The sequence below is a fragment of the Vibrio sp. ED004 genome, from assembly GCF_023206395.1.
Lineage (GTDB): Bacteria > Pseudomonadota > Gammaproteobacteria > Enterobacterales > Vibrionaceae > Vibrio.
The window spans coordinates 606,464-631,090 of sequence record NZ_CP066150.1 but is presented as its reverse complement, the minus strand read 5'-3'; the positions used below and the strand labels follow the sequence as shown (position 1 = coordinate 631,090).

Below are 24,627 nucleotides of genomic sequence, written 5' to 3'. Positions count from 1 at the left end.
AAGCGAGCTTATTGGCACAAACGACCTTGCTGTGCAGCCTGCATCATTTCGAGATCACCTTGAAGTGAACGATAAACAACAGTATTCCACACCTGACCATTATCCATTTCAAACTCGATCGCGTAGTTCAAACCCGCGACTACTTGAGTGCGAACGCTCAAGATTTTTTCGAGCTTTGCTGATGTATTCATTTGTCCGAGAACCACATCTAAAGCTTGCTTGGCTTCTGGGGTGATATCGCTTTGTGACCAACCACCTGTCAGGTTCTTAGTGCTACAGATCGGATTCGGAGTCTCTTGTGACTGTTCTGGGACCTCAGATTTCTGACTACACCCTGCTAACGCAGCGACACTAAATATGGTTACCAATAGTACTTTCTTCATAAGTTATCTCTACCTCTATCACTTGCGATAGGTTACTCGCAATGATGTTTCATATGCAGACCAGCTTAAACCTCGAATGTCATCACTTCATCAGAGATTATGGTGTAACTACTCTATAAACACAGAAGATTGTCAGAAAAACAAAGCCGGACACTGATGCCCGGCTTTTATCCGTCTACTTTATTGATATTTAACCATTTAGTTTAGTGACGTTGTCGTTAATGCAGTTTAGGGCAATGCCTCTTTTCTAGTGTTATTGCCTAATGCCTGTTCTGTTAGTGAAAATACACCAACATCTCGACATCATCCCCTTGCTGCTCTGCACTCAATAAGAAGTGTATATAGCCTTCTTCTGTTACAGGAATTTGCAGGTACTCATTGCTTCCACGGTAATCAGACGCGTAGTCATGCTGCCCTGCTGTTGGCCAGTATGAATGACTAGCGAACAGATCAACGTTACCCGCATTCGACTGTTCGTTTTCCGTATTGTCGCTCTTATCGTGCAGCCACACTCGCACCTCTTGTACGCCTTCTGGTACATAGACAGCGGCATAACGTCGTTGGTGCACCGTAAGCAATTGAGCCTGACCGGACTCCAATACCACGGGCGTTAAATCATCTTGCTGTTGAGTTGGAGGCGTTGGCGTTTCTGTGACTACCGATGCCGTTAGCGACACCTCATTAAAATCGGTACGCCCCGTAACACTCATGTAGTAACGACCCGACTTGATGTAACCCGAAGATTCTTGTTCAAACGTCACCACTTCATTACTGGCATTGCCGTATTGACTGAATTCAAAGTCGTAGTAATGTGCAGATTTGTTGTAGCTCATGTAGAGGTCAGCATCACCTTGAGTTTGCCCCTGTATAGACACTTCAAAATGCGTCGTGTTGTCTGGAATATCAACATAGAACAACTGCTCGCTATACGCCTCGCCACTCAACACCACACTCTGGTTTGCTGCAAGCACTATGGCTTGGTCTGTTGGTTGCGTAGGATCTGTCGGTTCTGTAGGCTCTGTGGGTTCACTTGAAACCGCGTCTAACCAACGCTCAAACTCGCCGTTGTATTGCTGCCCTAGCACTTTTACTTGTTGTGCCCATTCGGAGAATTGACCAGTGCGAGACAATGCCAATAAACCTAGCACCTCTTGAGGATGCTCTTCCAGCATGAAGCGTACCGCCAAGTATCCCCAGCGATATATTCGATTGGAATCATGGGAGTAAGTAGTCGCAAGCACATCCGACAGGCTCATCTTCCCGCTGCTAATCAAACTAATCGCTGCATCGTAGCCTTGTTTGTAATGCATAAATTCGGCAAAGCCTTCTAACCACCACACCACATAACCATGTGCTAGGTTGTCGTTGAATGAACCGTATTGGTTAAAGCGCGCATCAAGATAGTGAGTGTATTCATGCTCTAAATTGAGAATAGAAAGATCATCACCATTGGCGTGGCGATAAGCCACAAAACGTGCGACGTTGCCGACTTCTGCAGGATTACCCTCTAAATACTGACCGCCATTGTCTGTGGTATTGCCAAACAAGAACGATGAATAATCAATGTAACTACCTTTGTTGCCAAACACCGCGACTTCAACTCGCTCGTTATTATCATCAGCGACAGGTTGTTGACCCGTATTCGCGACTTGGTGGAAGTCGGCCTCTTTGGCAGCCAACACATCACACGCCTCCACCGCTTGTGACTCGGTAAGATCTTGAGAGCGAATAATCGCAGGCCCTTGGCACTCATAACGATGGGGAAGTACACGCGTTGCCAAGTCGCGTTTCGCTTGTTCTAGGTCTAACCCATTCAAACCTTCGGGTGCGAAGTAACTCATCATTTCAACGGCCGCTAGCCATAGCTTATCGTGCTCGGTGCCCAGTGGGTTTTGCGCCATCACTTGCTGCATAACCCGCATCGCTTTGTCTTTGGTCGCTTTATCCGGACTGGCTAACAAGCGGCCTGTTTCACGCACGGCGTTATAAACCAGAAAGCTCGCCTCTGTATTCAACGCCCACGTGTTATCACCAGCGAATGCCGACAGCGTATCGATATGTTGGGTGTGGTTTGCCATGTAATCGTAGAAGTCATCTCGAGCGGCGTGCCCTGCCATTGCTCGGAATAGATTATTAAGACCATCGACCCATTGTGAATCCTGCGCTGTTTCGCGGTTAAAGTGATTCAATGCCGCAAGTTGCGCATCAATAGTCAGTGGAAGTTGCTTAACATTATCGACCATCAACGTCAGACTTTTCATCGCTCCAACTTGCTCGCGGCCTTGATCGAATGCATTAGGGTTCGCCAGAAAAGCATTAATAGATTGAGCGAAACGCTGGCTCAACGCCTCGGAAAAATCCTGCGCTCGCGCGTTATAACGAACGTAATAAGCGGCGCGAACAAATTCGCCAAGGTTTTCAAGTTTACGAGCCTGTTCAGCATCACCTCGGTAACGGGCAATTTCTAGGTTAAGTGCTACTTGAATACGGCTTAGGCTCGCTTCGCTATAGATATTGTTTAACGAACTCTCTTGAGCAGAGAACCAAGCGCCATAGCAACTGTTATCAGCTGATGAGACAGCGAGAGCAAGGTCAGACGCCTGCTGAAGATCAAGCACCTCACACTGACTTTGAGCAAAGGAGAAACTGGAAACACTGGCCAGCATGCAAGCGAGAGCCAAACGATGACGTGGAAATAAACGGTTATGAGACATACAACACTCATTAGTTAATTATATATTTTGGCTCGCCGTTATATTCCTTACGATTAACAAGGTGAATTCAGTTGCGTATGATTTATGAGCTTGGTTCAAAAAATAGATATTTTACGTTAATTTATAAATTCAAAGGATTATGCTCAATTGATACAGGTCAGAATCGGAGCAAGGTTAGGCTCTAAGTGATTGAGAATGTTCTAATTTAGCAATTTATAAACTAGTGAATGTTCTGTTGTTAAGGGGATGCGCAAGTAGTAAACTTGCGCTCGATTATGCAACTTGTTTTTAAAAACAATAGACACAATTAGAGTTACTCAATCTCAACAAGGTAACTTTATATCAAATAACTTAATAACAATTCGTGTCTGGTTAACGAGTGCAAATCCAATAAAAATAATTATAAACCTAGGCTAGGTTAACACCATGGAATTAACGTCGTCTTTAGTCTCACTGTTGGCTAGCAGTCTGGCTATCGAAAAGAAACAACACGCGCTGATCGAGCTCGTGATCAACACTTATCAGCCACAAGATCGCACTGCGCTTTTCCAAACCGTCACAGACTACCGTAGACGACTATTGGAATCGTTCTTCCCAGAACATCAACACAAAAGCCTCTCCGTTTTATTTGAATTGATGGACTATCGCGATCTCATTCAACGCTATCCAAGTAGCTTATCGACCGAGATGGCATTGTTAGAGAAAGCGGCAAGTCAGTGTTACATGCATTGGTTAGACTTTTGGTGTGAATGCGAAATTGCTGCCATTAAGGCAAAGTCGCCGCTCGATAGTCGTTCCCCCTCTGGTATCGTTCTGCCGATTAAAGACAGCGCTTACTACAGTGCGATCATCGATCAGATAGAAGATGATCAACTTGTGGTGCAAACACCCAGTCACCCACAAGGGATGCCTATCAGTGATGCCATCGCTTTGAGCAACCTTGAGGTTTTCATCAAGGGTGAAAAATGGTTTGAGATGCTGCCTTTATTACATCTGTCACAAACGGGTAAGCACTTTATTCTGCTCAAACACCCAGACGATGAAGCCTTCCCGACATTAGTCTCTTCCGCATTGATTCAAGACTGGTCAAAAAATGAAACCTGGCTAAGCTACGCGCCGCCGTTCAGCAATGATCACTGGCAATACTGCTTACCAAATCATGGTTACGATTCACTTTCAGGGTTACAGCTATTCACGCCACCGATATTGTCAAAGTGTGATTCTCTGCCAAAATTCGATAATCAGTTTCAGTTACAACTATCCGAAACTCGAGCCATATGTGAAGTTCTGCGCTTAACCGTCAGTGGAAATACCCAACAAAAACTCTACTTCCTCTATCTCGCTCAAAAAGAGCTGATGAGCGTCTTACATCAAGTTGGCTACAAAATTGGCTTCACCATCATTGAACAACCTTTCATGCTTCAGTTTTATCAAGCTATTGACCCAAAAGCGTATTTCCATTCGGGATATTGCGAATTGAACGATGATGGCACCACCATTTACCGTGGCTTTTGGAATTTCGAATTGATGGTCAACGTATTCAATGACACCGATTTTAAGGGCTACAAACGCGCCGTGCGTAACAGCAGAAAGTTTGGCTCAGCAGAAAAATTAAGCTCTGTTCAACAACCAGACTCTCTGCAACAGCCAAGCTCGGTAAATAAGGACGAACATGTTTGATTTCGGCTTAGAAGCCATCATCCACGCCAAAGCGATAACGCTTCTTGCGACGGTTGCTGTGGTCGTGATGTGGTTACTCTACTATTGCTACCGTCTGAAACTAAAAAGCGAAGCGATCGCAGGGACACATCACGTTGCCTACATCGCCTACTCGGTCTGTATTGTTGCGTGGATAAGCAGTAATGCTTACTTCCATACTGACTTGTTGCCAGAGCTTGGGCCATCAGCGGCTGTGTTTGCAGCCAAATTTGCCAACCTCGCCTCTTTCTTTGCGTTTGCCTTTGCGTATTACTTCTCGTGTCAGCTTGCCGCCGAGCAACGCAACGGTAAGGTGCGCCTGTGGCAACAAGCGATTTTCGTCACTCTAACCGTCTACTCCTGTTTATTAATTTAAGCCCGGGCTTAACCGTTGAAGACGTTATCATTGTTGGCCCAAGTCAGTTCGTGATTGAATTTGGCCCGCACACTTCGTACTTCTTCATCGGTATGATCAGCTTTGTGGTACTGACACTGGGTAACCTAGTAGCAATGCGCGCTAACAGCAGTAAGCTCACGCTGACCAAAACCAACTATATGATTGCAGGTATCTTGGTGTTCATGCTGTCTACAGCAACGATCCACCTAGGTATGACTTACTTCTTGCGTGATTTCTCACTGACTTGGCTACCACCCGCCTTGTCTATTAGTGAGATGTTGTTCGTTGGGTATGCCCTGCTGACATCTCGTTTCTACAGCGTGAAATACCTTGCGTACATGAGCCTGAACGCCCTGTTAGTGTGTGCTATTTTAGTGATACCGTTTGGTGCGATATTCATCCCGCTGACCGAAGATAATCAATGGCTAATCGCCATTCCAATCTGCGCGCTAATAGGCATTACTTGGCATGTACTTTATAAACGCGTGAGCCGTTATGCCTCCTTCTTTGTCTACGGGAACAAGAAAACACCAGTACAGCAAATCCTTGCTTTAGAAGAAGATTTCAAGCTATCAATTGATGATGCGATGCGTCGTTTGGGTAGCCTACTGCAAATCCCAGAAGACAAACTGCGCCTTGTTAACAGCAACTACAACGAGACTTTCTACGAAGACTACTTATCGACCAACAAGTCTGTTTTGGTCTTCGACGAACTGTCTGAAGAGCTCGATTACACTGCGCCAGCAAAACGTTCGATCAAGGCTCTCTATGAGAAGATGAGTTCGAACAACACGGCCTTGGTAATGCCTCTGTTTGGTCAGGGGAAATCGGTCACGCACGTGTTGGTATCATCACACAAGAGCAACGATCAGATGTTCTCTAACGAAGAGATCTCTGCACTGCAAACCTTGTTAACTCGTGTGCAAAGTACCATCGAAGCGGATAGACGCATTCGCCAAAGTCGTGCTCTGGCGAACTCCATTGCCCATGAGATGCGTAACCCGCTTGCTCAAGTGCAACTGCATTTCGAAGTACTAAAACAGCACATCGATAACCAAGCGCCAGCGAAACAGATCCTACTTGATATCGAAAACGGCCAAGCTGCAATTCAACGCGGCCGACAGCTGATTGATATCATCTTGCGTGAGGTCAGTGATAGCTCACCTGAGCATGGCCCCGTGACTATGACCTCAATCCACAAAGCCGTAGATCAAGCAGTGAGTCATTATGGTTTTGAGAACGAAAAGATCATTGAGCGAATTCGCCTACCACAACACGCTGATTTTGTGGCAAAGCTGAACGAGACCTTGTTTAACTTCGTTATCTTTAACCTGATTCGTAACGCAATCTATTACTTTGATTCGTATCCAGACAGCCAAATCGAAATCAGTACCAAAACTGGCTCTTACGAGAACGTGCTCGTTTTCAGAGATACCGGTCCAGGGATTGATGAAACCATCGCCCATAAGATCTTCGATGACTTTTTCTCTTACCAAAAGAGTGGCGGTAGCGGCTTAGGTTTAGGTTATTGCCAACGTGTGATGCGTTCATTTGGTGGCAGAGTCGAGTGCAAATCTAAGCTTGGTGAATTTACTGAATTCCACCTGTACTTCCCTGTTGTGCCGAATGCGCCAAAAGCGGATGACCTGCGTACGCCTTACTTCAACGATTGGAAACACAACCAACCGACGGAAGATCAAACCGAACCAGAAGTGCAACCAGAGAACCCAACACCAAGTGCTGATAACGCTTCTGGCTCAGCACCTGCACCCAAAACTGAGCCAGAAAAGGCGCAACCAACAAATCCACCAGCATCAAACCACCTTGCGCCAACCGTGCTGATCGTTGATGACAAAGAGGTACAACGTACACTTGTTCAGATGTACTTGAGCAGGCTCGGCGTAAACAGCTTACAAGCCAAGAATGGTGAGAATGCGGTTGAACTGTTTAGAACCCATCAAGTTGATTTGATCTTGATGGATGTGCAGATGCCAGTCATGAACGGTTTTGACGCAAGCCAGATCATCAAGGCACGCTCGCCTAATACGCCAATCATTGCTCTGTCTGGCGAATCGGGACAACGCGAACTCGACATGATCAGCAAGTTAATGGATGGCCGCCTAGAAAAGCCAACGTCATTGGATGCGCTGCAACATGTACTCGACAACTGGTTGAAGCAAGGCAAAACATCCAACGCTTCTAAGCAAACAGAAAACGAGTAGCGACTCGCTCACTTGCTGTTAGCTGTTAGCTGTTAGCTGTTAGCTGTTAGCCATTGATTAAGAAAGAAACGTAAAAAGTCCCCTCAAGAACCTATCTTAAGGGGACTTTTAATTTTAATGTGAACTCTTGCAATTCAATGGGTTATGAATCTTCAATATTATTATCAGATCAAACGAATAAAGTAACACCCGTTTCTTGGTTAATTGAAATGGATTGTGCCACTCCATTTCTTATCAACTTTAAATTGATAACGTCCGATCGCCACTCGATATCAGAAACTCGAACCTCATCGTTTTGCGTCAAGTTATGTAACGTGGCAACTTTAAGAACCGCTTCTTGGCTACGCAAAATCGTGTAAGCTAAATCACTGGTTGCTGGGTTGTCTGGCGCATACCCCAACAACAGAGTTGCTGAACTATCCGTTATCAGCTGTTGATTGAATTCGGTTTGTTCATCAATCGAATAACGTAAATTAGTGGACGCTTTAAGTGGCGTCTCATGGCAGCTCGTCATTCTTGCTAAAGGCCCATCTAGTGGATTGTCGCAACCTTGCGCCTGTGCCAAAGCGCTGTGTTGTCCTCTGATATGCCAAACCAAATCCAATTGTTGGTGGTGAGGATTTTCAACGGCGTTAAATTCAATCGCCACATCCCCTAACCATAAAACTTGACGACGAAACACAACGTCTTTGTACGCGGCTAAATCCCACTGAACAATAGTATGGCTATCGACCGTCGGTAACTCACCACACCAATTTGTTTGTGTGTCTAACCATGTGTAGGACTGTTCTTTTACAAACGTATTCACCTGAGGGTTGGCTGGCGGTTGATTCTTCTGATTCACCGCCAAGGTGTTGTGCGTCACCGTGTTTTTATAATACCCGTAATGCAGTTCAGCACCGTACCCTGTTGTTCCCAAGTCAGGCAAAATTTCTTTACCATTTCGAGTAATGATCATCCCAAGTCGATCATAATGATCGTGCTCACCACCATATGGAGAGTGCTTAATCAATATCATGTTATCGTGCTCTCGATCGTACATGATCGTGACGCCTGATTGTTCTGCATGAATAGACTGACACATAAGAGGCTCTGCCACAGGTAATGCATCAACACCGTACAACAGCGCGTCGATATTGTTGCGTGGCTTATCTTGATAGATACTCTGTAACGCAGATGCAAATAAAGGGTCTCGGAACTCGCGATACCCGAATTCGAACAGGTGGCTATGAGTTAACTTCTCTTGACCCGCAATACAATCGTTCAGACGTGGAAAGTCACCCGTATTGATGAGTAGCTTGAGCGGGAACGCCAACATGGTGTGGAAGTTTGGCACCGATTGTAGTGAGTACTCTGTTTTACATGCCATTTTTTCGAAATTCAGAAGTGCTTGTAAAGCGTAGTAATGATAATGGATAGAACCTTCAAACCATAAGCCCTCCCCCTTTACACCATGCTCTAACTGATACTTCAAGCCATAAGGTGTGCTCACCGCAAAGTCGATGAATTTTCGGTCACCAAGTATCAAGCCTATCACACCAATAGTCGCAGAAATTTTCATTTCATGGTTATGCAATTGATCAGCTCGATGTTGCATCAGGAACTCAGCGCCTTCGCGTAACAAGCGCTGTTCAATAAACAATTGCTCTTCGGTATTCAACTGCTCTTTAACGAAATCATAGCCTCGGGCAAAATCAATATTGCAATTCGCTTCGCAAAGAGTCTGCGCGTTTGCTTTGCCTGGACCATTGTATGGAATACCGCCATGTTCTTCGTAATTCGGGTAGTATTCTGCATAACCTAATAAGATCTCACGAACTTTTTCGAAGTATTTGTGGTCTTGAGTAATGTGCCAAAGTAAGCCTAGGTCATTACACGCTTTCGAATTGAGCCCATTAAGCCAACGCCACCATGCTCCGTCATATGGTTCCCCAGTAAGCACTTCCCCATCAACAGGGCACACATGTTCAGTGGGTCGCTCTCTATCCCAACTTAAGCGAACTCCATGCGTGGGACAAAAATAATATAAATTCCATGTTGCGCGGGCATCAGGTGGAACGAGAATGTCTGAAGTAAGCACAACCTGATTATCTTGAATAATTTGTTCGATGATCTCTTGGCTGGCATTTTGACGAATGACCGCCATTTCCTGAGAGGTAAACTGCAGCATAATGGATACCTATACTAAATCTTTAGATGAATGAAAATTGAAGTATTGTTTGGCGTTTTGATAACAGATGTTCTCGACACTCTGTTTAAGCAAAGGCTCATCATTCGGTAGCTCCCCGTCATCGACCCACTTACCAAGTAAGTTACATAGAATGCGACGAAAATAGTCATGACGAGAGAGTGACAACACGCTGCGAGAGTCGGTTAACATTCCGACAAAGCGTCCTAGAGCCCCTAAATTTGCTAGATCTTGAAGTTGTTTTTCCATACCCGCCTTATGATCGTTAAACCACCACGCAGAACCAAGCTGCACTTTACCTGGCTGCGCATCACTGTCTTGAAAGGCGCCGATGATTGACCCAAGCACTGCGCTATCTTTCGGGTTAAGGCTATATACGATGGTCTGAGGGAGTTGGCGGTCTTGATCTAACAAACTCAATAAATGACTAAGGTTTTCTGCAATTGGGTTGTCACTGATAACACTGAAACCCGTACCGCCGCCTAGATCATCAAAGCGGCGCTGATTTACATTAGTTAACACTCCAATATGAATTTGCATCGACCAACCATGTTTATGATAAGCCTTACCAAGCACTTCAAAAACGGCCGTCTTAAACTGCGAAATTTCTCCACTATTCAACGCATCACCACGTTTGACCTTCGCTATAGCTTGATCAAGTACGTCAGGGTGATAGTGTGAAAAATCCACAACTTTTAACCCTAAATCAGATAAACAACAGTTGTGCTGTGCAAAATAATCCACGCGAGAGGTAATTGCTTGAGCGTAGGTTGCAAAATCGACCACGTCAGTGTCGGTGATCGAAGCCAGTGAATTGAGCGTCTTTAAAAAGCTATTTTGATTCTCTATTTCAATCAGGCTATCAGCACGGAATGTCGGTAAGACTTGTACAGTAAATTCTGAACGATTGAGCTTATCGTGATAGCTCAAATCACTCAGTGGATCATCAGTGGTGCACAAGGTATCGACTCGGCTCTCTTTAAGCAGAGCTTGGAATCGGAGAGACTCTTGGCTGAGTTTTTGATTACAGTGTTGCCAAATAGCCTCGCAATTATCTAGGTTGAGCAGTAAATCGAGACCAAAGTATTTCTTAAGCTCCAAATGACACCAGTGATACAAAGGGTTGCCGATAAGATACGGCATGGTCTCACACCACTTTTGAAACTTTTCATAATCACTCGCATCACCTGTGATGTAATGCTCATCGACTCCGTTACTTCGTAATGCACGCCACAAGTAGTGATCGCAACTCAACCAAGCCTGAGCAATATTGTCGTATTGGTGGTTGTCATAAATCTCTTTGGCATCTAAATGATTGTGATAATCAATAATAGGAAGCCCTGCCGCGTAATCGTGATATAAACGCTTGGCAGTGTCCCCCTGCAATAGAAAATCTTTATGTATGTATGAAGACATAATTCAAACTCTTGTAGAAAACTGTATTGATAAACTTTAGGGAAAAATTCAATCATGAAATTGTTTCCTAAAGCCCCTCAACGAGGTGGTTCATATAAGCCAGAGAGCGTCCCCTCTGGCCTATACTCTTGTTACTTCTACATAACTAGTTATTGCCGATTACTTGGATGTAGATACTTCTAACCGAGGCGTTTTCCTCGCACTCTTCAATAACAGAGAACCCACAGTAACAATCACTGCGCCACAGAAGATAAAGGCCATGCGACCCCAGAATGGGTTCGGGATTAGTACCATCGCCGTTACAAGTGCACCGAAAACCAGAATGAGTTTGCCTAGCATGTCGCGTTGTTGGCGATCCATTTCATCTTGTCCTTCCTCTTCGATAACAGGAGTCGCAACATCACTCCAAAACTCTTTAAGTTCTGTGTTTCGTTTGCCCACTGGCTCTTTGTAGAACTTAGTCGTTAGGCAGAAGAAACCACCCGTAATCACAAGGTGACCAATAACCCCAAGCAGAACTTTTAGGTCACTCGCTTCACGTCCTGTGAACGGAACTTCTAGGTTTAATAGATTGGCAACGACGTCTGCTGTAAGCACAAAACTCACGATGTAAGACACCATCATACCCACCACTAATGTCGCCCAAGCTGCCCAGTCAGGTGTTTTCTTAATAAACATACCGAAGAACAATGGCACTAGAATTGGCATTTGTAATAGCGTACTTACATACATCATTGCGTCGAAAAGGCTTAGACCTCGTAGGGAGTTAATGAACAGAGCGACCATGATGATCAATATGCCAAAGACCACGGTCATAAACTGACTCACTCTCATCAACTTCTTGTCATCCGCGTTTTTGTTCATGATTGGCGCATAAAAGTTACGCACAAACACACCTGAATTTCGGTTTAAACCTGAATCCATTGAAGACATTGTTGCCGCAAATACAGCCGACATAAGCAGTCCCACCATACCAACCGGCATGACGTTTTCGACAAACACTAGATAGACTGCATCAGCTGCTTTACTACCAAGCTCAGCTGCGTGCACAGTTGCCGCTTCAGGATAGATAATCGCCGTTACCCAAGGTGGTAAGAACCAAATTGCCGGTCCTATCAACATCAATGCAAACGCTAGGAGTGCTGCTTTACGTGCGTTAACTGAATCTTTCGCCGATAAGAAGCGATATGAATCTTGCATGTTGTTGATGTTTTGCAGCTGCTTAACGAACATGAAGATAAACCAAGATATGAACAGCAATGGATAGTTCATATCAGAGCCCATTACACTGTCGGTAGGAAACTGTTCAATAAGATTCGTTGGACCACCAATTTTTGCCAATGCAGCCACAGCACAAACCACCGTCACCGCCATGATCACAACCATTTGCACAAAGTCTGAAGCAACCACCCCCCATGCTCCGCCCAGTACGGAAATAAAGAGAACAATCAAACCAGTGACAATAATCGTGGTTTCGATATCAACTTTAAACACAGCACTAACGAAGAGTGCGAGACCATTTAGCCAGATACCGGTGTAAACCACACTTGTCGGCATTGTCGCCCACGTAAACACTTGTTCATTAGTTGCACCGAAGCGACGACGCACACCTTCAATAGGTGTAACAACACGCATTTGTCGAAAGCGGTATGAAAAGAACAACCAAGAAAGTAGAAAGCCAAATGCGTTCGCCATGAAAATAACCATGATTGGGAACCCATCGGTAAAAGCCTTACCCGCAGCGCCAGTGAATGTCCAAGCACTAAACTGCGTCATGAATGCGGTAGAGCCAACCATCCACCACAACATCTTGCCTCCTCCACGAAAGTAATCACTGGTAGAGCTGCCTGCAAAACGTTTAAAGATGACGCCAATCGCTATCATAAAGATAAAGTAGACACCAACAACGAGCATGTCGATATTCATTACGAACCCCTTTTCATTATTGTTCTGTTTAAATGATTTAATTTTTAAAATACCGTTTCATTATTACATTAACGATATTTTATTTAAGGGTAATCTGTGATTTTTGTGATCCAAAGAATGCAAAAGTCATACAAATGAGATCGAGGTTGGATTATTGAGATCGGCGCTTTTTAGGTTGAAAAGCTCATTGATGGATATTTGGATACATCGTGGCGAGAAGGGGCAAAAATAGATCAAGTAACCTAGGGATATAGCGACCAAATTACGAGCCTAGGAGGTATACCAAGCCATGACTCAGGCGCCTATCGCTTGGTATTGACTGAATATCAGCCACTAATTATCCAAACACCGGATATAAAAAAGCCAGCCTCATTGGGCTGGCTCTCTAAAGTCAAGCGTTAGAATTAGTCCAAAAGCGAACGAACATAATCAGCAATTTCTTGGTTTTGGCAGTTATCAAAGAAACACTGTTGGAAACGAGGGCTACCCACAGCTGTCTTCACTAGATCTTGATCGATAGCGCGCAGTGAATCAATAAAGTTATCCTTCACTACCGCTGCTTTTACCTCGTTAAGAAGCGCGGCATTGCGTTGTTGTGGTTCTGCTCGCTCTAACGGGTAACCTTGACCACGCTCACCTGTGAACGCTTTTTCAAAGATGTAACGAACGTTTAGTTCACCAGCCCAACCAAAACCTTTCGCAAAAGCGAGCGCGATAGCGTTGCCGTTGTTGATTTGGTTAAACAAGAACGCATCAGAAGGTTCTAAACAGTAACCACAAACCACGCCTGGATGTAAGTTCAGCGACATCAAAGCACCTTGGCCAGTGCCACACCCTGTCACAACAAAGTCAACTGCCTTTGAGTTAATCAGAGTGCTCGCCATAATACCTAGATGAATATACGTTAAGTGGTGATCGTTCTCATCTGTCATTCCTAAGTTGAAGACATCGTGACCAAAACCACCAGCAACTGACTCTAGTTCAGCTGATACCATTGCATTTTTGCCTGCTTGACTGTTTTCCATCATTAGTGCGATTTTCATTTACTTTCTCCCGCAGCATTACTGCAAATTTAAAAATTAGTGCTCAAATGTTCGTTCTAAAAAATTTAGAGCTTAAACAAAGTCTTTACGCATTGGCGTAAAGTTATCAATTAATACGCCGGCTTCTAGGCAAACACAGCCATGTTCGATACCCGGCTCTTTGTACATAGTGTCGCCTGTGCGCACTACTTTCGTTACATCGCCAATCGTGAACTCAAAGGCTCCCGACAAAACGTATGTGAGCTGCTCATGAGGATGGGTATGCAACGCACCAACAGCGCCTGTTTCGAAATGAACTTCTACAGCCATCACGTTCTCGCTATGAGCAAGCACCTTGCGAGAAACTCCCGCGCCAAGATCTTCCATTTTCACGTCTTCGTTATACACAAACATGTCGTTTTTATTCCTGTTGTTGCGGCGTAATTTTGCACTTGGCGTTATCTTGGTATAGACGAAAAATAGTAACGAGGTTAATCCCTATCACTGATATTTCCATTAGCGAGCCACCAATTGAACCAATGATCAGATTATTAGTTAGCCAGCATACAGCTCCCAATAAAAAGCCGACTCTTAGTGCAATACCGTTCAATCTAAATATTGAGTACGTTCCAATAATCGTTCCCGCTAAAGGCAGAAGTTGATACCAATACTGAGCAAAACCGATTCCGCTGCCAACCGCGAGGGCAATAAATAACCCTGCAGCCCACAGCGATTTGGTTTACATCGCGGTGCCAGTTCTGAGTGCTGAAATCAAAGCACCGATTGCCGATGTAATGGAACCCAATAATAAAAAATGAATAAGATGGTTAACGTTCAACATCAACATAACCACTTTGAGCTTTTTGTCGTCCTTCTGGTAAAAGGTCGAAAGGCCCAAAAGGAAACTTACTAGCCCTACAGCTTGTGCAACGATCTCGTTAACCATCTTATATTACAAAAATCGTTATCGTGCTAACCATCCACCATCAACAGCAATGGTATAACCATTAATGTAATCCGATGCAGGTGATGCTAAGAACACACATGGGCCAGCGACATCTTTTGGTGTACCCCAGCGATCAGCAGGAATACGCTCAAGAATAGCTTGGTTACGAGCAGCATCTTCACGCAGTGCTTGAGTATTGTTGGTTGCCATATATCCAGGTGCAATCGCATTAACATTAATGTTATCGCTCGCCCATTCGTTCGCCATCGCACGGGTAATGCCCATTACAGCACTCTTAGACGCAGTATACGAAGGAACACGAATACCACCTTGGAAAGAGAGCATTGATGCGATATTAATGATCTTTCCGCCAGTGCCTTGCGCTTTAAACTGCTTCGCAACCGACTGAGACATAAAGAAAACGGTCTTAGTATTGATGTTCATTACGTCATCCCAGTTTTGCTCAGAAAACTCAATCGCGTCTTCTCGGCGAATAATGCCGGCATTATTAACAAGGATGTCGATGTGACCAAACTCAGTCAGCGCTTTATCTATAATTCCAGGAATATCTTCCTGCTTTAGAAGGTCAGCACGTACGTCTAAAAACGTATGACCCGCTGCATTCATTTTCTCGATGGTATCTGTTGGCTCAACACGATTTACGCCAACCACTTTACATCCAGCTTCAGCTAAACCAATTGCCATACCTTGACCAAGACCGGTATCACAACCCGTCACTATCGCTACTTTACCTTCCAGATTGAATGACTCTAACATCATGTTCGCTTCCTCAATTACGTTTAGTGTTGTGGCATTTCTGTAATGTCGCCCACTCGATTTAGTCATACAATAAAACATAAATTCGTTGCTGACAATTATTTTTGAAACGACATTTCAAAAATAATTTCTGATTAATTTAAAACTTTGAAGTTGATCGTTCTCGTTTTTTATTTTTTTGAAAAGGCTTTTTAGAAATTACGAAAAGTGGTATTTTGTCTTGATACTAGATAGCTCAAAGGAAGAAAAATGGAGAAGTCCACCCAGCCAGAAGCCGTTTCATCGGTATTAAAAGTTTTTAATATTCTTGAATCTCTGGGGGAACAAAAGGAAATAGGCGTATCAGACCTTTCACAACGTCTAATGATGTCTAAAGCCACTACCTACCGCTTTCTACAAACAATGAAAATGCTTGGCTATGTGTCTCAACAAGGCGAAGCTGACCGATACTCACTCACATTAAAGATGTTCGAACTTGGTTCAAAATCACTCGAGTGGGTTGATATGATCACAATTGCAGAGAAAGAGATGCGTGTGATTTCAGAAGAGACTAATGAAACCATTCACTTAGGTGCGCTGGACCATGGCTCGATCATCTACATCCACAAGATCGATTCTAGCTTCGCTCTACGCATGCATTCTCGTGTTGGTCGAAGAAATCCTCTACATACAACTGCGATTGGTAAAGTGTTATTGGCAGAACGTGACGAAGAATTCGTTCGCACTCAGCTGGCAGACGCCGAATTTGTGAAAAGCACAAAAAATACCCTCGAAAACGTCGACCAACTTATCGATGAACTGAAAGCGGTTAAACTGCAGCACTTTGGCGAAGATAATGAAGAACAAGAGCCAGGCTTACGTTGTATCGCAGCTCCAGTTTACGACCGTTTTGGTACCGTAATTGCTGGTGTCTCAATTTCATTTCCTACCATTCGATTTGATGAAGAGAAAAAAGCTCATTATGTGGAGTTACTGCACAACGCAGGCAAAAATATATCTAAGCAATTAGGGTTTAATGATTACCCAATAAAATAATGATAAAGGCGGCAGTTATTGCTGCTTTTTTATTGCGAGTTGTCCCCTTCAATTAATAGCCTAAGAATCATCGACAAGTCATGTTATGCGTAAATAGAACGACATATAGCTTCAGATAAACTCGTCCCCCCTTCCACCAATCATACGCAGACCATCAAGCCTATAACCCACCATGAAAGATAATCTAAAAAATCATCTAAATCAGATGATTTGGAATTATGACAACAATTCCATGATTTATAAGGTAAAAAGGTTTATACATAATAATGTGTTATTTAAAGTACTGAAATTATCATGACGCTCAAAGAAATCCTGAAAATTCCCAATGTCCGCTACTTCTTGATGTTTAGAAGCAGCTACTTTGCGCGTTTTTATTACCCTATTTTCACCCTACTCTATTTAGATTACGGATTAACCCTTTCTCAGTTTGCCATGCTTAATGTGGTTTGGGCGGCGACCATTGTGCTTGCAGAGGTTCCATCAGGAGCATTCGCAGATACCTTGGGGCGCAAAAAGCTTGTAGTGCTGTCTTCGATTGTGATGTTCATTGAGATCGCCATGATCGCTCTTGTACCAACTGGAGATGCCAATCTAGTCTTCATTGTTTTTCTGGTTAACCGGATATTAAGTGGCTTAGCGATGGCGTTGGCCAGTGGAGCCGACGAGGCATTGGCTTACGACACCTTGAAAGAACAAGGCAATGAAGAGTTGTGGCCTCGAGTGCTGCAAATCCAGCTTCGTGTCGCCTCAACTGTCGGTATCTTTGTCACTCTAATTGGTGCGGCGATGTACGATGTGAAGTTTATGACGAACATCTTTCATGCCCTCGGATTAGCAGAGCCAGAAAGCACTAAAGACCTGATGCGTATTCCCGTGTTCGCCACTTTATTTGTTGCGATGATCGCTATCTATGCCGCGATTAATATGCGCGAAGAGAAAAAGGTGATGCCAAGCGACCAAACCAAATTAGCAGCCACCATCGCCAGCCTTAAATTAACGGCTGACACAGGTAAGTGGGTACTTGCTACGCCTTATGTGCTGTTCATCTTGCTGTACTACAGCCTGTTCGAACACACCTCGCGAATGTTCCTAACCATGAACAGCCAATACTATCTCGCGATCGATATTCCTATTATCTACTTCGGTTTTATTGGCGCGGGTATCAGTTTGCTTAAGATTATATTGGCAGGACAAAGCCGTAGATTGGCAGAAAGCATCGAGCCTAAAACCTTTATTATTGTCATGGGCTTAGCAAGTATCGCGACCTATTATTGGATCAGTTTAGGGTGGTCAATTTATGGAGTAATTCCTGCACTGGTGCTGATCTTTATCATCATGACGATGAACATATTCATCAGTTACCACTTGAACAAAAAGACGGAATCACACAACCGAGCGACCGTTCTCAGCTTTAAAGGTTTGATGTTTAATCTCGGATACGGGCTGATCGGTATTTTGTATGCTTACTACTACAAGTTGGTCTCTAATAATTACACCGAGCAAGAGATAGAACAGAACCTCGCCTTCCTAGCATCGCTATCTTCGTTCTGCTACTACTTCGCTTTATTGTTCGTTTTGATTAGCGCGTTGTTCTATTTCAAAAACAAGAAACAGCCGATCTTCTGAAGAGCGTTCTAATACTGAATAGAGAGTAAAAGTGAGCCTGTGGCTATAAACAGATCATGACACTTCTTATCATGTGATTTTTTGTTAGTATTATCATCAAATTACATCACTCATGGAAGCGTCATGTCTTTTAGTTGGATCGCCTTTACCCTGCTTGCTGCCTTCAGCCAATCTTGGCGCAATGCCTTTCAAAGCAAGCTAGCCGGCACAATGAGTGTGGCTGGCGTGACGTTAGCTCGCTTTATTTGGGCAGGGCCAATCGCGCTTATTTATCTCTATTCGCTGTACCAATGGCAACCAGTCTCCGTGCCTAATTTTTCCGGTGAGTTTGTTTTCTACATTGTTGCTGCTGCGATTATGCAGATCCTAGCGACCGGCTTGATGGTGACGCTGTTTAAGCTAGAGAACTATGCGATTGGAGCTGGGCTCGCCAAATGTGAAGCCCCAGTTTCAGCGGTATTATCCGTGCTGTTTTTTGGTACAGCTTTGACACTAACAGGTTGGGTCGGCGTGCTTATTGGCACGTTAGGCGTACTAATCATGAGTAGTTCTTCTGGTTGGCGAAGCTTGTCTCCGAAAGTATTTTTGTTAGGTATGGCGTGTAGTACCGCTTTTGCTTTAACGTCTCTTTGGGTACGTGAAGCAAGCTTGAGCATAGGGCTTCCCTTCCCTCATAGCGCTGCTTGGGTGCTGTTTCTGGTGATTACTCTTCAGACATGCATTATCTGTACGTATCTCTTTTTCAGAGAGCGAGACACGCTGCGACAGATATTCAAGAAATCTAAACTGGTCGTGATGACAAGCCTAGCGAGTGTTATCGGTTCTCTGGGGTGGTTTAGTGCGATGTCGCTTCAAGCCGTGCCGTACGTAAAGACACTCGGGCAAGTCGAAGTGATCTTCATGGTATTGATATCCTATTTCTGGTTGGGACAAAGCATCGCGCGCAAAGACATTCTTGCGCTCATCTTGCTTTCTATCGCAGCGGTATTGGTTATGTGGCAGTGATGAGCTCGTTAATATGACTAGGACAAATTGAAGTCATATTGCGACCGTTTGTCTTCGCTTGATATAACGCTTTGTCGGCTCGGCTAATAAACCCATTCCAACTCTCATGCGGGTGAAGCTGAGCAACACCAAAACTCGATGTCAGAAACATCTCATGTTCTTGTACTGCTGATACCTCTGAAATAGATAATCGCAGCTTGCAGGCAATAGCCTGTGCTTGAAGAAAATTAAAATTGGGCAATAAAATCATTATCTCATCTCCGCCAAAACGAAACGCACTGGCTTTGGGCGATGTTTTTATCGCACCTTGAACAATTTCAGCAAAAGACTTGATGACGAGATCACCCACAATGTGCCCGTGTTGATCATTGATCGACTTAAAATTATCAATATCCATCATAATGGCACTGACAGGCGTAGTACCCGCCTGCTTCATGATGACTGGTACCATTTCATCTAATGCTCTGCGGTTTCCCAGTACTGTTAAGGGATCGCTGTAGGACAGCTCGTGAATAGAACTAAGCAACCTTGCATTAATCAGCCAAAGCATTGTAAAGCTCATCGACACGATAAGAACGATGCTCACTAAAAAGGCAAGTTGATGAATGAGAGTGGCCGCCATGAAATCCTGCAGCTCAGCTGAAAACAACGTCACCATTACTCGGAAAACCATAAACCCGCCATATATCGTAAATGACATGGCCATCATCCGAATACCTAGGGTCAAGTCATCACGCCGGCCCTTTAATACCGCAAAGGCAGTGCAAAAAGTCACAAAAGCCAGATATAAACTAATGAGGATAATTCGAGCCTTGATGGAAGGCTCATAGTACGTGAAGTAAATAAAACATGGCAAAAGAGCCAACATCATTAGACTACTGAGGTAGGTGCATTTGAGAGAATATTCTCGAAACAGACATAAGCTATACAAGGCGAGATGAAAACCAAGCGCAATGACCATATTGGCACCAATAACGGTGACCCAATCAGGGAATTCCCCTCTTAGGCTCAACATCAACGGCCCTGTTCCGATAACAAATATTGAAATGGAAAAGATTGAAAGCCCTTTAATCGGCTGTTGAGTGAATTGAAATAACAATAAGCCAATACAGTAAATGAAAGAGAACAAAATAATAATGAAATTAAGTGTTCTCATATCCAGCGAAAAACCATCCATGATTTTCTATCTTCCATACGCAAACCAAATCACAACATGGTTAATAATCATACAAACCAAAGAAACATTCACTATATGAATCTTTGTATTTTATAAAATAAGGGATAGATCACATATGCAGAGATTTTTTCGCATGAGTCCATGATCTGGATAGGCATGTAAAACTCGCCCACATGGCTTCATAGCATCACGGAATCTACAGGCTTCTGCACTCGTTACTTGGTCGAATGACGACTGTCTGGCATTATGCGCTCAAGAAATCCGTGGTTATTACGCGGTACAGAATGAACGAAGGTAGTCAGTGGTAGAAAACAGCCAACAATTAAGTAGCCAATACGACGAGCATGGTTACTTTGTTATCAGAAATTATTTCGATGAAGCTCAGATAGCATCGCTTAGAGAAGTGGTGCTGAAGTTCCATGAATCATGGAAAGCAGACAACGAAGAGTTCTATCAAGAAGAAGCATTTAACTCATCTTTGATTACAGGCAGCGAGTATCTACCCGCCGACGATAGAACCGTACTGTTTGACTTCATCAGCTCAAAAAAAGTCATGGAAGTGGTCGATGCGGTCATACCGAACAAACCTGCATTCATGAACACGCAACTATTCTTCAACCCTGTAAACCCACAACAAAAAGACTTCTGGCATCGCGACTGTCAATACGACTACGACATTGATGACCAAATGAAAGTCATCATGGAAACCCAAGTATTGCACCTCCGCGTACCAATATTTGATGAGCCTGGGATGGAGCTTATCCCCGGAACACACAAACGCTGGGACAACGAAGAAGAATACAACGTTCGCCAAGAAGTAAATGGAAAGGTAAGCAGCGATAACATCTCTGGCGGTAAACAGATACCGTTAGAGGCGGGCGACTTATTAGTCTTTTCTGCGGATATGATCCACCGAGGTCGATACGGGCTGGATCGTTTAGCATTGGATATTTTGATCTTTGACTCGGCGGCAGACTATGCCGACTACGTTGATGACGACTGCTTACCAACACCAGCGATGCTAAGCAATATTACCGATCCAAGACTGTTTATGAACACGCTACACTTAAAGTCGATGCAGTACTCATAAACCACAAAGGTGCCCGAACCATGACTGACACTAAGCAAAATACCCGAATTAGCCAGTTCCGTTTCGGGCAGCCGAAAGAGTCTCTCAAGCTAGAACATGTCGCTTTAGGCGCACTTGATAAAGATAAGGTGCGAGTACGAATTGAAGCGACCAACATCAACCCTAGTGATCTATTGTCGATTTACGGTGTGGGGCAATACAAACACAGCCACCAGCCACCGAGAGTTCCGGGGTTTGAAGCGGTCGGAAGGGTTGTGGAGTCTGGCCATTCTAAGTTTCCTCTAAACCAGCGAGTGCTTGTAGCTACAAGTGGTACATGGCAGAACTATGTCGATGTGTCACCAGACAACCTCTTCCACATTCCTCAACACCTAGATAATGGCTACGCCTGTCAGTTATATATTAATGCGCTCACCGCGTGGGTGCTGACGACAGAAGTGGCGAAGTTGACCAAAGAAGATGTGTTGATCATCAATGCTGGCAGTTCGGCCATTGGCAAGATTTTCTCTCAGTTGTCGGAATCACTTGGGTTTCAAATCATTACCGTGACGTCACAACCTGAGCGCACTCAAACGACTTCATGTTATGTGCTGGATGCCAACAGTGATTTGGTTGCACAAATTCAGCGACTCGGTTTGCCTCAACCAACTGTGGCCTTCGATGCGATTGGCGGTTCACCGGGAACCGAGCTTATCCATACTCTGGGTAATCAAGGCCGCTTTATCAACTATGGAACGCTTTCTCTGGATTTTTACGAGCCACGCTTCTTCGAATACGCAAAAAACCAAGCTATCGATTTCAGTACCTTCTTCCTGCGCTATTGGGAAGAAGCAGAGGGTAAAGACATTCGCCGCGACAAGTTCGAATCGATGTTGGAGCATTTTATCGGGAACGACATACAACTCGATGTCGACCGCTGTCTTCCGTTAGATGAGGTGCAAACCGCGATTGATCTTATTGAGTCGAAAACCACACGGCTAGATGGCAAGATCATCTTGCTTCCTGTTTAGGTAAAAGAGGCACTTTTATATCGAAGTGTCGCCGGAGAAAGATTGGGGGGTAACGTTTTTGGACAGCAATGAGTCAGCAACCTAAAGAACAAACGCGAGATCTACTGATTCTCGCGTAACCTTTTCCACTTACTGGTGCACTTTCTTGCTTACCGGCTTTAAAGCTTTCATAACTGACGACTGTTTCCACATACCCACACAGGTTAAAGCAAGCGCTGGCATTAGCCCCCATAACGTAGCTGTAATATATGCTTCAAAGTTTCCTAAGAGCGAATAGAAAGCCGCACCAACTAATAGTGCTAACGCGATGTGTACCCATCTCAAAATTATTCTTATGTTCTTACCATTCATGATGCTTTCCTTCTGCTGTTATTTTAAGTTCTATGATAAAGCTGCTTTAGCTATAGTTCTTATAATTGCGACAGACGGTATTTACAGAGCGTGAGTTGCTGCACCTTACGATAAATGGGGAAATTCATTGCAAGTGCCAATATAGACACTCGAACACTCAATGAGGCAGCAGCTTGTCGGTGATGGATGGGAGTCCTACGAAATTGGGTCTCTTTCTACTTACAATCAATGTCTTATAAAAATAACAGTGCGTCTTCTAATTCCAGACCAAAGTAACGGATAGTTGTGAGTCCGTGGCTTTACTGAATTAGTATTCAATACATTTTCGTAATACTAAGCTTTTGTTCAGTAAAGAAGCGACTCTTCCAGAGCCCCAAATTATTAGTAACAACAATCCTCGGTCTTAACCCTGCCTTAACCATGTAGCTGCTATTCTTTTTCTTATGTTTGTAATTATGCTTCTAGGATAAGGTTTCATTATGTCTCTACCCCACGCGTTAAGATTACCTTTGGGTTTACTTCTCTCCAGTTCTCTATTATTGGGCTGTGGCGAACAAGCTATGGAACAACGACCAGCCCCAGGTCCGATTCATGTTGACGTTTTAGACTTGACCCCAACAACACTGCGTTTAACGACCGAGTTGCCAGGGCGAATTGCTGCGTTTAAACAAGCAGAAGTGAGACCTCAGGTAACGGGTATTCTCAAAAGCCGTCTATACAAAGAGGGTTCTCAGGTAGAAGCCGATGAAGTACTTTATGAAATTGACCCAACCACTTATCAATCCAACGTTAATAGCGCACAAGCCCAATTAGCGAAAGCACTCACGAGCGAAGATACCGCTCGAAAAACGGCACTTCGTTATAAAGAACTATTAAGAAAAAAACTGACCAGTCAGCAAGATTTTGATGATGCCGATGCTCTTTACAAAGAAGCTCAAGCTGAAGTCGCGATCCGCCAAGCGGAATTGGATTATGCCAACATTGAACTGTCTTACACCAAAATCAAAGCACCTATCTCAGGTCAAGCGGGCCTCTCTTTGGTATCGGAAGGTTCTTTGTTGACCTCTGAACAGTCTTCTTACCTGACGACAATTGTGCAAACCGCGAATGTTTACGTGGATATGCAGCAATCTTCGTTAGCGATTACCAAAATCAAAAAAGAATTTGCGACCTTCACAGACAAAGATGCAGAGATCCCAGTAACAATCACGTTAGAAGACGGCAGTCCGTATGATGAAGCAGGCCATTTAGAATTTTCCGACACGCTAGTCTCGGACTCAACAGGTACGGTAACGCTACGCGCCATTATTCCAAACCCTGACAATACTTTACTAGCAGGCATGTACGTACGCGCCCATATTTCAATGCCAGAAGCTCGTGGTTACCTTGTCGTTCCTCAATCTGCTGTGGTAAGAAGTCAGTCTGGTGAGCCTTCCGTTTTTGTGGTCAACCAAGACAACAAGACAGAAAAAAAATCAGTGGTTCTCAGTAATGAAGTTGGCCACGGTTGGGTAGTTAAAGAAGGACTATCTAGCGGTGAGAAAATCGTAATCACCAATATCATCAACATGAAAAATGATATTGAGGTTGTCGTCGATAGCAGTACAAACAGCGCTGTTCCTGCTTTGGCGAGCGAGGAATAAA

At 44.1% G+C, this 24,627-nt stretch carries 17 protein-coding genes and 2 pseudogenes; 8 read left to right on the top strand and 11 right to left on the bottom strand.

Going from position 1 to position 24,627, the window contains the following annotated elements; genetic code table 11:
• Positions 1-8: 8 nt before the first annotated feature.
• Positions 9-383, bottom strand: coding sequence for a cystatin domain-containing protein (locus tag ITG10_RS20305; protein WP_017633359.1), 375 nt, complete (start codon positions 381-383; stop codon positions 9-11).
• A gap of 275 nt (positions 384-658) precedes the next feature.
• On the bottom strand, positions 659-3,097 hold the full coding sequence (locus tag ITG10_RS20300; protein WP_017633358.1) for a M9 family metallopeptidase: 2,439 nt from the start codon (positions 3,095-3,097) through the stop codon (positions 659-661).
• 426 nt (positions 3,098-3,523) lie between these two features.
• Here ITG10_RS20300 and ITG10_RS20295 point away from each other — a divergent pair, with 426 nt between their 5' ends.
• Positions 3,524-4,777: an acyl-homoserine-lactone synthase gene (locus ITG10_RS20295; protein ID WP_017633357.1), complete on the top strand. Its 1,254-nt coding sequence runs from the start codon at positions 3,524-3,526 to the stop codon at positions 4,775-4,777.
• A pseudogene (locus ITG10_RS20290) lies at positions 4,770-7,414 on the top strand (hybrid sensor histidine kinase/response regulator). The gene ITG10_RS20295 and the pseudogene ITG10_RS20290 overlap by 8 nt, the downstream one beginning before the upstream one ends.
• Before the next feature lie 169 nt (positions 7,415-7,583).
• On the opposite strand, the gene ITG10_RS20285 reads toward ITG10_RS20290, so the two are convergent.
• The 7 genes and pseudogenes from ITG10_RS20285 to kduD all read right to left on the bottom strand — a co-directional run bounded on the left by ITG10_RS20285 (position 7,584) and on the right by kduD (position 15,692).
• Positions 7,584-9,584 (bottom strand): heparinase II/III family protein, encoded by a 2,001-nt coding sequence (locus tag ITG10_RS20285; RefSeq protein WP_017633356.1) that lies wholly within the window; start codon positions 9,582-9,584, stop codon positions 7,584-7,586.
• 9 nt (positions 9,585-9,593) lie between these two features.
• On the bottom strand, positions 9,594-11,018 hold the full coding sequence (gene uxaC / locus ITG10_RS20280) for a glucuronate isomerase (protein ID WP_017633355.1): 1,425 nt from the start codon (positions 11,016-11,018) through the stop codon (positions 9,594-9,596).
• Between the two features lie 159 nt (positions 11,019-11,177).
• Positions 11,178-12,944, bottom strand: coding sequence for a sodium:solute symporter family protein (locus ITG10_RS20275; RefSeq protein ID WP_017633354.1), 1,767 nt, complete (start codon positions 12,942-12,944; stop codon positions 11,178-11,180).
• A gap of 404 nt (positions 12,945-13,348) precedes the next feature.
• Positions 13,349-13,987 (bottom strand): RpiB/LacA/LacB family sugar-phosphate isomerase, encoded by a 639-nt coding sequence (locus ITG10_RS20270; protein WP_017633353.1) that lies wholly within the window; start codon positions 13,985-13,987, stop codon positions 13,349-13,351.
• A gap of 72 nt (positions 13,988-14,059) precedes the next feature.
• Complete coding sequence (locus ITG10_RS20265; RefSeq protein WP_017633352.1) at positions 14,060-14,380, bottom strand: cupin domain-containing protein; 321 nt, start codon at positions 14,378-14,380, stop codon at positions 14,060-14,062.
• 7 nt (positions 14,381-14,387) lie between these two features.
• Positions 14,388-14,912: pseudogene (locus ITG10_RS20260) on the bottom strand (YgjV family protein).
• A gap of 18 nt (positions 14,913-14,930) precedes the next feature.
• Positions 14,931-15,692: a 2-dehydro-3-deoxy-D-gluconate 5-dehydrogenase KduD gene (gene kduD, locus ITG10_RS20255; RefSeq protein WP_017633350.1), complete on the bottom strand. Its 762-nt coding sequence runs from the start codon at positions 15,690-15,692 to the stop codon at positions 14,931-14,933.
• 246 nt (positions 15,693-15,938) lie between these two features.
• Here kduD and kdgR point away from each other — a divergent pair, with 246 nt between their 5' ends.
• The 3 genes from kdgR (at position 15,939) to ITG10_RS20240 (ending at position 19,355) form a co-directional block, all read left to right on the top strand.
• On the top strand, positions 15,939-16,724 hold the full coding sequence (gene kdgR, locus ITG10_RS20250) for a DNA-binding transcriptional regulator KdgR (protein WP_248387109.1): 786 nt from the start codon (positions 15,939-15,941) through the stop codon (positions 16,722-16,724).
• 294 nt (positions 16,725-17,018) lie between these two features.
• Positions 17,019-18,350 (top strand): MFS transporter, encoded by a 1,332-nt coding sequence (locus ITG10_RS20245; RefSeq protein WP_017633349.1) that lies wholly within the window; start codon positions 17,019-17,021, stop codon positions 18,348-18,350.
• Between the two features lie 123 nt (positions 18,351-18,473).
• Positions 18,474-19,355, top strand: a complete 882-nt coding sequence (locus tag ITG10_RS20240; RefSeq protein WP_017633348.1) for a DMT family transporter — start codon at positions 18,474-18,476, stop codon at positions 19,353-19,355.
• Here the strand turns inward: ITG10_RS20240 and ITG10_RS20235 are convergent.
• Positions 19,342-20,532, bottom strand: coding sequence for a GGDEF domain-containing protein (locus ITG10_RS20235; RefSeq protein ID WP_017633347.1), 1,191 nt, complete (start codon positions 20,530-20,532; stop codon positions 19,342-19,344). The two genes, ITG10_RS20240 and ITG10_RS20235, sit on opposite strands and share 14 nt — an antisense overlap.
• Before the next feature lie 301 nt (positions 20,533-20,833).
• Between ITG10_RS20235 and ITG10_RS20230 the strand changes: the two genes are divergently transcribed.
• Together ITG10_RS20230 and ITG10_RS20225 are read left to right on the top strand one after the other, a co-directional pair.
• Positions 20,834-21,622 (top strand): phytanoyl-CoA dioxygenase family protein, encoded by a 789-nt coding sequence (locus tag ITG10_RS20230; protein ID WP_017633346.1) that lies wholly within the window; start codon positions 20,834-20,836, stop codon positions 21,620-21,622.
• 20 nt (positions 21,623-21,642) lie between these two features.
• The gene (locus ITG10_RS20225; protein WP_017633345.1) at positions 21,643-22,632 is read left to right on the top strand and encodes a zinc-dependent alcohol dehydrogenase family protein; all 990 of its coding nucleotides are present in this window, start codon (positions 21,643-21,645) and stop codon (positions 22,630-22,632) included.
• Positions 22,633-22,761: 129 nt separating this feature from the next.
• Here the strand turns inward: ITG10_RS20225 and ITG10_RS20220 are convergent, their stop codons facing one another.
• Positions 22,762-22,983 carry a hypothetical protein gene (locus tag ITG10_RS20220; RefSeq protein WP_017633344.1) on the bottom strand — a complete coding sequence of 74 codons (222 nt, stop codon included), beginning with the start codon at positions 22,981-22,983 and terminating at the stop codon, positions 22,762-22,764.
• A 479-nt stretch (positions 22,984-23,462) separates the two neighbouring features.
• On the opposite strand from ITG10_RS20220, the gene ITG10_RS20215 reads away from it, so the two are divergent.
• Entirely contained in the window at positions 23,463-24,626 is a 1,164-nt protein-coding gene (locus ITG10_RS20215) for an efflux RND transporter periplasmic adaptor subunit (protein WP_026084495.1), read from the top strand.
• Position 24,627: the final 1 nt, after the last annotated feature.

Coding starts and splice junctions, on each gene's coding strand:
- uxaC (WP_017633355.1), bottom strand. CDS start 11,018: ATGTCTTCATACATACATAAAGATTTTCTATTGCAGGGGGACACTGCC.
- ITG10_RS20285 (WP_017633356.1), bottom strand. CDS start 9,584: ATGCTGCAGTTTACCTCTCAGGAAATGGCGGTCATTCGTCAAAATGCC.
- kduD (WP_017633350.1), bottom strand. CDS start 15,692: ATGATGTTAGAGTCATTCAATCTGGAAGGTAAAGTAGCGATAGTGACG.
- ITG10_RS20215 (WP_026084495.1), top strand. CDS start 23,463: ATGTCTCTACCCCACGCGTTAAGATTACCTTTGGGTTTACTTCTCTCC.
- ITG10_RS20265 (WP_017633352.1), bottom strand. CDS start 14,380: ATGTTTGTGTATAACGAAGACGTGAAAATGGAAGATCTTGGCGCGGGA.
- ITG10_RS20300 (WP_017633358.1), bottom strand. CDS start 3,097: ATGTCTCATAACCGTTTATTTCCACGTCATCGTTTGGCTCTCGCTTGC.
- kdgR (WP_248387109.1), top strand. CDS start 15,939: ATGGAGAAGTCCACCCAGCCAGAAGCCGTTTCATCGGTATTAAAAGTT.
- ITG10_RS20295 (WP_017633357.1), top strand. CDS start 3,524: ATGGAATTAACGTCGTCTTTAGTCTCACTGTTGGCTAGCAGTCTGGCT.
- ITG10_RS20220 (WP_017633344.1), bottom strand. CDS start 22,983: ATGAATGGTAAGAACATAAGAATAATTTTGAGATGGGTACACATCGCG.
- ITG10_RS20270 (WP_017633353.1), bottom strand. CDS start 13,987: ATGAAAATCGCACTAATGATGGAAAACAGTCAAGCAGGCAAAAATGCA.
- ITG10_RS20225 (WP_017633345.1), top strand. CDS start 21,643: ATGACTGACACTAAGCAAAATACCCGAATTAGCCAGTTCCGTTTCGGG.
- ITG10_RS20275 (WP_017633354.1), bottom strand. CDS start 12,944: ATGAATATCGACATGCTCGTTGTTGGTGTCTACTTTATCTTTATGATA.
- ITG10_RS20245 (WP_017633349.1), top strand. CDS start 17,019: ATGACGCTCAAAGAAATCCTGAAAATTCCCAATGTCCGCTACTTCTTG.
- ITG10_RS20240 (WP_017633348.1), top strand. CDS start 18,474: ATGTCTTTTAGTTGGATCGCCTTTACCCTGCTTGCTGCCTTCAGCCAA.
- ITG10_RS20235 (WP_017633347.1), bottom strand. CDS start 20,532: ATGGATGGTTTTTCGCTGGATATGAGAACACTTAATTTCATTATTATT.
- ITG10_RS20305 (WP_017633359.1), bottom strand. CDS start 383: ATGAAGAAAGTACTATTGGTAACCATATTTAGTGTCGCTGCGTTAGCA.